7 protein-coding genes are annotated in these 8,872 nt (G+C 62.4%); 2 read left to right on the top strand and 5 right to left on the bottom strand.

What is annotated here, in order from left to right:
* Window positions 1-71 precede the first annotated feature (71 nt).
* Window positions 72-1,043, top strand: a complete 972-nt coding sequence (locus B3H64_RS00820; RefSeq protein ID WP_286732099.1) for a hypothetical protein — start codon at window positions 72-74, stop codon at window positions 1,041-1,043.
* 50 nt (window positions 1,044-1,093) lie between these two features.
* On the opposite strand, the gene B3H64_RS00815 is transcribed toward B3H64_RS00820, so the two are convergent.
* The 5 genes from B3H64_RS00815 to B3H64_RS00795 all read right to left on the bottom strand — a co-directional run bounded on the left by B3H64_RS00815 (window position 1,094) and on the right by B3H64_RS00795 (window position 8,303).
* Entirely contained in the window at window positions 1,094-2,443 is a 1,350-nt protein-coding gene (locus tag B3H64_RS00815) for a S1C family serine protease (protein ID WP_278893694.1), read from the bottom strand.
* Between the two features lie 127 nt (window positions 2,444-2,570).
* A complete protein-coding gene (gene ytvI, locus B3H64_RS00810) occupies window positions 2,571-3,749 on the bottom strand; it encodes a sporulation integral membrane protein YtvI (protein ID WP_050617482.1) in 1,179 nt (392 codons plus the stop codon).
* A 161-nt stretch (window positions 3,750-3,910) separates the two neighbouring features.
* Window positions 3,911-5,764: an LTA synthase family protein gene (locus tag B3H64_RS00805; RefSeq protein WP_286732098.1), complete on the bottom strand. Its 1,854-nt coding sequence runs from the start codon at window positions 5,762-5,764 to the stop codon at window positions 3,911-3,913.
* Window positions 5,765-5,825: 61 nt separating this feature from the next.
* Window positions 5,826-7,244, bottom strand: coding sequence for a glycine--tRNA ligase (locus tag B3H64_RS00800; protein WP_050617484.1), 1,419 nt, complete (start codon window positions 7,242-7,244; stop codon window positions 5,826-5,828).
* Between the two features lie 354 nt (window positions 7,245-7,598).
* Window positions 7,599-8,303, bottom strand: a complete 705-nt coding sequence (locus tag B3H64_RS00795; protein WP_238073056.1) for a FadR/GntR family transcriptional regulator — start codon at window positions 8,301-8,303, stop codon at window positions 7,599-7,601.
* A 249-nt stretch (window positions 8,304-8,552) separates the two neighbouring features.
* Between B3H64_RS00795 and B3H64_RS00790 the strand changes: the two genes are divergently transcribed.
* Window positions 8,553-8,753, top strand: a complete 201-nt coding sequence (locus B3H64_RS00790) for a hypothetical protein (protein WP_286732097.1) — start codon at window positions 8,553-8,555, stop codon at window positions 8,751-8,753.
* Window positions 8,754-8,872 lie beyond the last annotated feature (119 nt).

The raw sequence follows: 8,872 nt of genomic DNA, 5'->3' as shown, positions 1-8,872 counted from the left end.
AATCGACTGACCTTTCTTTTTTACCCAACAATATCTTTAATTAAGGGAAACGGGGGGGCGGCTATCCCGACGTGCCGCTGCTGGTCCCCCTGGCCCGGGCGCTGGGGGTGACGGTGGATGACCTGCTGGACGGGGAAAAGCCCATCCGGACCCTCACCCGGGCGGACGGACAGAGCTTGCTGTCCTTTGCGTTTGCCCTGGGAGGCGGGGTGCTCTTCTTCCTGCTGGACCTGTTTATGCCCACCCTGCTGTGCTACCTGGCCTACCTGGGGTGCATGGCCTACGGGGTCTATCTTCAGCGGTACTACTGCTACCAGAACCGCTGGTTCCGCATCGGCAACGCCGCCATGGACCTGTCGGTCAACCTGACGGTAGTCCTTCGGCTGGGAACGGGCCTGGCCGCCCTGCCCGCCGCCATGACCATCGCCAACGTCCAGGAATGGCGTGTGCGGCTGCTGTTTTGGTGGAAAGACCACCTGCCCCTGCTCCTCCTGCTGGGCGTGCTTCTGGCCCTGGCTCTCACCGCCCTCACCCTCTGGCTGGTGGAGCGCTGCGGCTTTGGGCGGAGACCGGTGCTGCTCCGGCCGGGGCTCCGCCGACCCGCTGTCCGGGAGCTGCTGCCCGCCCTCTCCCTGCTGCTGCTGACGGCCTTCTGGCTGCTCTTCCGCCTGGACGCCCTGCCTCTGGAGGCGTACCTCCGGCAGAGCCTGCTCTACGGCGGCCTGGCTGGGATGCTGATTCTGCTCTGCCTGCTGCTCGCCCTGAAAAAGGGCCGCCGCCGGGGCCTGGCCCCTACGGCCCTGCTGCTGCTGGGCGCTGATCTGCTGCCCGGTCTGGGGGAGGAGTGGGCCTACCTGCCCCGCAGCAAGGAATTTATCCTGGCTAGGCCCACCCTGTCCGATCTGTACCCCCGGTTTTACCGCCCGGAGCCGGAGCAGGTGGCGGCGGGTCTGGTGCTGGCTCTGCTCTGCCTGCTGCTGGTGGTGTTGACCTTCCGGCCAAAAGCGGCGGACGAGGAGCAGGAAATGGCTCCCGAAGCCTGAAAAATCCCCCCGGCGGCACCTGCCGCCGGGGGGATTTGGATGTTACGTCCTTAATAGAACCAGGGGGAGAAGCCGCCGAAGGGCCAGTAGTAGCTGCCGGAATTGTTCTGCTGCTGTTGTTTCTGTTGCTGTTCCTGCTGCTCCAACTGCTTTTGCTGGGCGGCCTGCCGCTCGGGGGTATCCTCGTCAAAGGTGAGGGTGAGGGTGAGCTTCTCGCCGCTGCGGTCCACCGTCAGGGTGATGGTGTCGCCCGCCTTGTAATCCTTCTTGGCCTCCACCAGCTCGGCGGAGGATAGGACGGTCTGGCCGTCGATGGCGGTGATGATGTCGTTCTCCTTCAGCCCAGCCTTGGCGGCGCAGGAGGAGGAATCCACGCTCTTGACCAGGGCTCCCTGACTCAGACCGTACTGGGAGGCCACGGACTCGGGCACGGTGGTGACGGTGATGCCCATGTAGGGCTTTCCGGTGACGTAGCCGTTGGCGATGATGTCCTCCACCATGCCCTTGATGTCATTGATGGGGATGGCGAAGCCCAGGCCCTCGATGGTGGCCTCCGAGCCGGCGGTAGCGCTGTTGGACAGCTTGGCGCTGGTGATGCCGATGACCTGACCGTACATGTCAAACAGGGGCCCGCCGGAGTTGCCGTTGTTGATGGCGGTATCGGTCTGGAGCATATTCATCACGGTGCCGTCGGACATGGTGATGGAGCGGTCCTTGGCGGAGATAATGCCCTGGGTCATGGAGTAGGTCAGCTCGCCCAGGGGGTTGCCGATGGCCACCACCTGCTCGCCCACCTGGACGTTGTCGGAGTTGCCCAGCACCACGGGGGAGAGGCCGGAGGCGTTGATCTTGAGCACGGCGATGTCGTTTTCCGATTCGCCACCCACCAGCGTGGCGTCATAGTTGGTGCCGTCCATAAAGGCCACCTTGATGGAGGATGCGCCTTTGATGACGTGGTAGTTGGTGAGGATGTAGCCGTTGTCGGAGATGACGAAGCCGGAGCCGGCCGCCGCCTGGGACACGGGCTGGCCGAAGTAGTTGGTGGTGACAATTTCGGTGGTGATGCCCACGGTGGAGCCCACATAGGCCTGATAGATCTGGGAGGCGGTCAGGGGGTCCTTGGTGGCGACGTTGGATACATTGACCACAGTGGGGGTCCGCTCTCCCTCCACCAGGGTGGTGGAGCCTCCGCTGTTGTTTCCGGAGAAGGCGGCCACGCCGGCCCCTCCGGCCACGCCGCCCACCAGGGCGCAGACCAGGCACAGGGCCACGATCTTGCCGCCGAAGGACTTTTTCTTTTTGGGCTCCTTGTGCCCGGGCTCCTCCACCACATGGCCGGTCGTTTCGATGGGCTGCTCCCACGGCTCGTGGGGGCTGTTATAATCATTGCGATAGTACATAACGCTCGCTCCTTCCTGTGCTTTAGCATTTCTCTGATCGTGGTAAAGGATACTCAAAAAATATGTCCATTGCGTGAAGAAACCTCCGATGTTTTTTGAACGAAATAAGAATCTTTTTTGAACCGGGCTACCGCTCCGGCCGTCTGGGGACGGGCCGGTTGCGCAGGAAGCGGGCGGTATCGTCCACCGCCAGGCGCAGGTCATCCGTCAGCCCGTCGAACAGCCCGGTTTTGCACACATTGATGACCACCATGCACAGCACCGGACCCAAAATCATGCCCAGCACCCCGGCCACCTGCATGCCCACATAGATGCTCACCAGAGACAGGATGGGGGACAATCCGGTCTGGCTGCCCACGGCCTTGGGCTCGGCCACCCGGCGGAACACGCAGATGATGCCCCAGATGACCATCAGCTCCACGGCGTGGCCGAACTGGCCCAGGAACAGGTCGATCACCGCCCAGGGCACCATGACGGTGCCGGCCCCGATGATGGGGATGAAGTCCAGCACCGCCAGCAGCAGGGCCAGCAATACGGCGTAGCTCTGGCCCGTGAGGACGAATCCGGCCAGCAGGATGAGCAGCACCCCCAGCGAGAGGATGATCTGGGCCCGGACATAGCCGCCGAAAGCCCCTACCGCCGCGTGCTTGACGTGGCCCAGGAAGCGGCGGAACGCGGGGGAGAGGTGGTCGGTGACCAGAAAGCGCAGATGGGGATAGTCGGCGGTGATGAAATAGGTCCCCATGATAAAGACCACCAGCGCCACGACGAAGGAGGGGATGCTCATGGCGAAATTGCCGGCCCGTTCGGCAGCGTTGGTGAAGAAGTTGGGCAGGGCGGTCTGAAGCCATTGGGTCAGGCTGTCCAGGGCGCTGTTGACGGTCTGCTCCACCTCCTGGGGCAGGTGGGCCAGCAGGGAGTCGAGGAAGCCGCCGGTGGCCTCGATGGCGGCCTGGACCCCCGCCCAGATATCCTGCCAGTTGGTCACCAGAGAGCGGATCTCGGCAAATACGCTGTAGCCGAAGGCGGCCAAAACGCCCCCCACGCCGCCGAAGACCAGCAGAATGAGCAGCAGGGAGAGGATGCCCCGGCTCAGGCCCAGGGCCTTTTGAAGGGTGCGCACCAGGGGGTTGAGCAGCCAGGCCAGCAGCAGGGCCAGGACAAAGGGCATGAAGAGAGAGAGCAGGGGGGGCGCTAGATACCGCAGGCCCAGCACCACTGCCGCGATGAGCAGAAATCGGATGCCCAACCGCAGCCATAACCGGCCCCGTTCCCGCCAGGAGAGTTCCGTTTGTGCCTGTTCCATTGTAATCGTCCACCCTTTCGTGTGAAGAATCATTATATCAGAACCATATGGCGAATCATCAAGAATCTGTGAATTCCACATCCTGGGCGGTAAAATTTATGCAAAAAAGAGGCGCGGCCCCGGGGCCGCGCCTCAGCGTGTCAAAAAAGCCGTTTGACTGCTTACTTCTCGTAGGCAAAATGCTTGCGCCAATAATACTGCATGGTGTTGTAGTCGTCCACCAGGGCCTGTCCCTCGGGGGTGAGGCTGCCGGTGAGGACGCCCTGCTCCACATACAGGCCGGTGGGGGTGTTGTGGACGGGCACCCGGTCCATCACCTGCTGGGTGGCCTGCACAAAGGCGGGCCCCTCCCAGCCGCACAGCCGGAACACCTGGTTCATCAGGAAGTAGGGGCCCAGGTCCGGGCCCTCTCCCGTGAAGTTATTTCCCAGGACATCCTTGGCCGCGTCGTTGGCCCAGATGAGGTAGCGGGTGGCGTAATAGTGGTAGAACCCCTCCTCGGTGGAGAAGTCCAGGTTGATGCCCAGGGTCTCGTACACCGAGTTGCCGTCCCCCAGCCAGGGCTTGTGGTCCCCGAACAGGACGATGACCACCGGCTCCTCGGCCTGGCGGTAGTAGTCGAAAAACTCCGTCAGGTGCTGGTTGGTGTCGTAGATGGAGCCGAAATAGTTGTTGAGGATGTTCCGCTCGGCGTCGGTGTAGTCCCCGCCGGTGACGTAATCGTCCCCCCACCAGGTCACGTCGGCGTCGTAGGGGCCGTGGCCCTGGTAGGTCAGGTTATAGGCGAACAGGGGCTTGCCGGTGCTCCGGTTCTCCTCCCACATGCCGATGAGTTCGGGGAATAGCACCTTATCGTAGCCCACGTCCCCGCCGGTGAGGGGTGCGAAGTGGTTCTCCACGAACCAGTAGTCCTCATAGCCCAGGTTGCGGTTGATGTTTTCCCGGTTGTAGAACCAGGAGAAGCAGGGGTGGGCTCCCAGCACGGAGTAGCCCTGGGAGCGGAAGTACCAGGGGTAGGAGTTGGTGGGGGAGCGGAAGGAACCCAGCCGAGAGAAGCCGGTGAGGTAACACCGCTCGGTGTCCACCGTGCCGCCGGCAAAGATGTTGGTGATGAGATTTCCGGTGTAGCTCTCGGCCTCCAGGGCGTGGTAGTCGGCGTAGACCCGGTCGCTGAGGCCGGGGATGTCAAAGCCGGACAGGTCGCTGTAGGCCTCCAGCATGATGGTGATGAGGGACACCTTTTGGTCCTCCGGGATGTCGGCGTCCTGGTAGGCGTTCAGCATAGCCTCGGCCCGCTTGGCATCATAGCCCTCCGGCGGCGCGTCGGAGGCCGACTTGACGCTGTAGAGAAAGGGGTAGACGAAGCCCTTGGAGACGTAGACCTGGGTAGCCGACCAGCGGTTGATGAGGTCGTTGTTGGCGGTGCGGTCCCGGTAGACGCTGTCGCTGAGGATGGCCTCCTGGAGGGGCAGGGCCGCCAGAATGACGGCGGAGATGCCCAGAAAACGATAGCGGGTCTGTCCCTTCAGCCTGCCCCGGACGCAGAAGTGGAAAAACACGCCGCCCAGCAGCAGCAGGGCCAGGGCCAGGGCCATGGTGCGGGAGAGGAAGAGCTGGTATTTCCCCGCCATGTTGCCCGCCTCCTTGAGCAGGAGCAGGTCCTCGAAGAGCAGGGGGTCGTTGCGAAACTGGAGCTTAAACCAGTTGCCCATGGTAAAGCCGGCGGTGAGCCCGGCGGTGAGGCCGTAGGCCAGGCCGGGCCGCCCGGTGAGGAAGTAGAGCCCCAGGGCCAGCAGCAGCACGGGGGCCAGGTTCAGCAGGGCAATGAGTGGGTTTTTGAAGTAGCTTCCAAACAGCTCGGCCTGCTTGAACACCGCGGCAAAGTACAGGCTCAGCGTCCCCACGCAGAGGCTGGCGGCCGCCACCCAGAACAGGTTCCACAGCCAGAAGCCGGCCCGCCTGCCCGGGGACCAGCCGGGGTCGGTATGGGTTTGAAAAAGAAAAACGTGTTTCATAGCACTCTCCAGAATAGGGAAAGAGCGGGCGGCCCTTCGGCCGCCCGCAGGAAGTACGGGCTTAAAATGCGATCTTTTGGGCGATATATGCCTTCAGCTCGCCGATGGGCATGCGGACCTGTTCCATCGTGTCCCGGTCCCGGACGGTGACGCAGCCGTCGGCGGGGGTCTTGTCGTCGCCCACGGTCTGGAAGTCCACGGTGACGCACAGGGGGGTGCCGATCTCGTCCTGGCGGCGGTAGCGCTTGCCGATGGAGCCGGCGTCGTCGTAGTCCACCATGAAGTCTCTGGCCAGCAGGTCCCGGATCTCCAGAGCCTTGTCCCCCAGCTTCTTGCTCAGGGGGAGGACGGCGCACTTGAAGGGGGCCAGGGCGGGGTGGAAGCGCATGACGGTGCGCACGTCGTTCTTCTCAGCGTCCACCACCTCCTCGTCATAGGCCTCCACCAGGAAGGCCAGGGTGACCCGGTCGGCGCCCAGGGAGGGCTCGATAACGTAGGGGATATAGTGCTCGTTCTTCTCCTGGTCGAAGTAGGTCAGATCCTTGCCGGAGTGCTCCTGGTGCTGCTTGAGGTCGTAGTCGGTGCGGTCGGCCACGCCCCACAGCTCGCCCCAGCCGAAGGGGAACAGGAACTCGAAGTCGGTGGTTGCCTTGGAGTAGAAGGCCAGCTCCTCGGGCTCGTGATCCCGCAGGCGCAGGTTCTCGTCCTGGATGTGCAGGCTCAGCAGCCACTGGTGGCAGTATTCCCGCCAGAACCGGAACCATTCCAGGTCGGTGCCGGGCTGGCAGAAGAACTCCAGCTCCATCTGCTCGAACTCCCGGATGCGGAAGATAAAGTTGCCCGGGGTGATCTCGTTTCGGAAGGACTTGCCCACCTGGCACACGCCGAAGGGCAGCTTTTTGCGGGTGGTGCGCTGGATGGCGGGGAAGTTGACAAAAATGCCCTGGGCGGTCTCGGGCCGGAGGTAGACCTCGGTGGAGGAGTCCTCAGTGACGCCCTGGTGGGTCTTGAACATCAGGTTGAACTTGCGGATGTCGGTGAAATCGGACTTGCCGCAGCCGGGGCAGGTGACGCCGTTGTCCCGGATAAAGGCCACCAGCTCGTCCTGGGTCATGGCCTCCACGTTCACGTCGGTGCGGTTTTGCTCGGCGCACCAGTTTTCGATGAGCTTGTCGGCCCGGTGGCGCATTTTGCAGGCCTTGCAGTCGATGAGGGGGTCGTTGAAGGTGGACACGTGGCCGGAGGCCACCCACACCTCGGGGTTCATGAGGATGGCGGCGTCCAGGCCCACGTTGTAAGGGGACTCCTGAACGAACTTTTTCCACCAGGCCCGCTTGACGTTGTTTTTGAGCTCCACGCCCAGGGGGCCGTAGTCCCAGGAGTTGGCCAGGCCGCCGTAGATCTCGCTGCCGGGGTAGACAAAGCCGCGGCCCTTGCACAGCGCCACCAGCTTTTCCATGGTTTTTTCGGTGTTTTTCATGGGAAGCACTCCTTATGAAATAAAATAGAACTGAAGAACACAATGAGGCGGCAGACCGATAAAAAACGCCCTGAGCCAAAGGCTCAGGGCGAACAGTCTGTCCGTGGTGCCACCTGAATTCGGAGCGGCAGACCGCCCCGCGCTCGGCCCCTGTAACGGCGGGTACCGCCGGCCCATTTCCTGGCCGGAGCTCCCGGACGCCTTCCGCGGGGACCTTCGGAAGCCTCGCACCGTCCGGCTTCTCTCTGGCCCGGGCCCTCGCGTACTCCTCCCGGTCACTGCCTGTCGCTGTATCGTGGAGTGTATTGTATCACCGAAACCGCCCGCCGTCAAGGGATTTCGCCCTTCTGGGCCCTAGAGTACGGGCTCTCCGTCGTCGGGGAGGTTCAGGCGGTTGATGATGTGGACCAGATGCAGCCGCATGGCGGCCTCCGCGCCCTCCTGGTCCCGGATGCGGAGAAAGGAGAGGATCAGCCGGTGGTCCTCCACCGTCTCGCCGCTGAACCAGTTGACCCCGTCCTGAAGGGCGGCGGACTGGCTGATGGAGCGCTGGATGCCGGGGATAAACTGGGCCATGAAGTCGTTATGCATGGCCTGGACGATGCCGGAGTGAAAGGCCTGGTCGGCGGCGATGCTGTCGCCCCTCTCCAGAACGGTCTTTTCAAAGGCCTCCCCCAGCCGGAGGATGTTGCGCAACTCCTCGCTGGTGGCCCGGCGGCAGGCCAGGGCCACGCACCGGGGCTCCACCATCAGCCGCAGTTCGAAGAGCTCCTTCAAAACCGTCTTTTGGGTGAGCAGCTCCATCAGACCGAAATCCGCCTTTTCCGGGAGCTGCTCGGCCACAAAGGTCCCCATGCCCCGCCGCACCACCAGCACCCCGTGGGACGAGAGGATGCGGATAGCCTCCCGCAGGGTGCCCCGGCTCACGCCGTACTCGCCGGCCAAATCGTTCTCGTTGGGGAGCTTGTCGCCGGGCCGGTAGCGCACGCCCTCCTGGAAGTCGCTGAGAAGCTGTTTTGCCACCTGCTGAGAAAGACTTCCCTTGTTTCTCGCCGCCATCTCTCCATTGCCTCCCCGAAAAGTTCGTATCCACAGTTGTTTTTCAATTATACGCAAAACAGGGAGAAAAAGCAAGAATTCCCACAACTCCTGTTTACCCTGTCAAAAAGGACAGGGCGGTTTTATGGAAAACAGAGAAATGCGCAAACCCTCTTGACAAATCGGCCGTCTTTGTGTATCTTGATGTTAGACAGATAAGTAATATGTTAAACATCTAATCATAACCGCTTTTCTGGAAAGGAGCTTCTTATGAAACGCACATCCAACGTCCTGCTGGTTCTCACCGTTGTGTTTTGTTTTGTCAGTCTGCTGTGGAGTGCCGCAGTCTATGTCACCTTTGGTCTAGCCCTGGCGCTGGCCGTGACCTCCATCGCCACGCCCAACGACAAGGAGATCGGTCAGTTGATTCCCTTCCATGCGCCGACGGGCCAGCACGACAAAGCCGCCTAATTCCTTTCATGTGCCCATTCTCCCATCAAGGAGCGCCCGGATTTGGGGAAGTCCGGGCGCTCCCTTTTTGCCCACAGAGACCTATCCGCTCAGAGACAGATCCACATCCTCGATTGTCA

It is taken from the genome of Intestinimonas sp. UBA1698, assembly GCF_002320075.1.
Taxonomy (GTDB): Bacteria; Bacillota; Clostridia; order Oscillospirales; family Oscillospiraceae; genus Intestinimonas; species Intestinimonas massiliensis.
Note: the sequence above shows the minus strand (reverse complement) of the source record. Positions and strands in the feature narration are given on the sequence as shown.

Excerpts from the sequence above, each read along its gene's own strand:
- B3H64_RS00815 (WP_278893694.1), bottom strand. The coding sequence starts at position 2,443 with ATGTACTATCGCAATGATTATAACAGCCCCCACGAGCCGTGGGAGCAG.
- ytvI (WP_050617482.1), bottom strand. The coding sequence starts at position 3,749 with ATGGAACAGGCACAAACGGAACTCTCCTGGCGGGAACGGGGCCGGTTA.
- B3H64_RS00805 (WP_286732098.1), bottom strand. The coding sequence starts at position 5,764 with ATGAAACACGTTTTTCTTTTTCAAACCCATACCGACCCCGGCTGGTCC.
- B3H64_RS00800 (WP_050617484.1), bottom strand. The coding sequence starts at position 7,244 with ATGAAAAACACCGAAAAAACCATGGAAAAGCTGGTGGCGCTGTGCAAG.
- B3H64_RS00795 (WP_238073056.1), bottom strand. The coding sequence starts at position 8,303 with ATGGCGGCGAGAAACAAGGGAAGTCTTTCTCAGCAGGTGGCAAAACAG.
- B3H64_RS00790 (WP_286732097.1), top strand. The coding sequence starts at position 8,553 with ATGAAACGCACATCCAACGTCCTGCTGGTTCTCACCGTTGTGTTTTGT.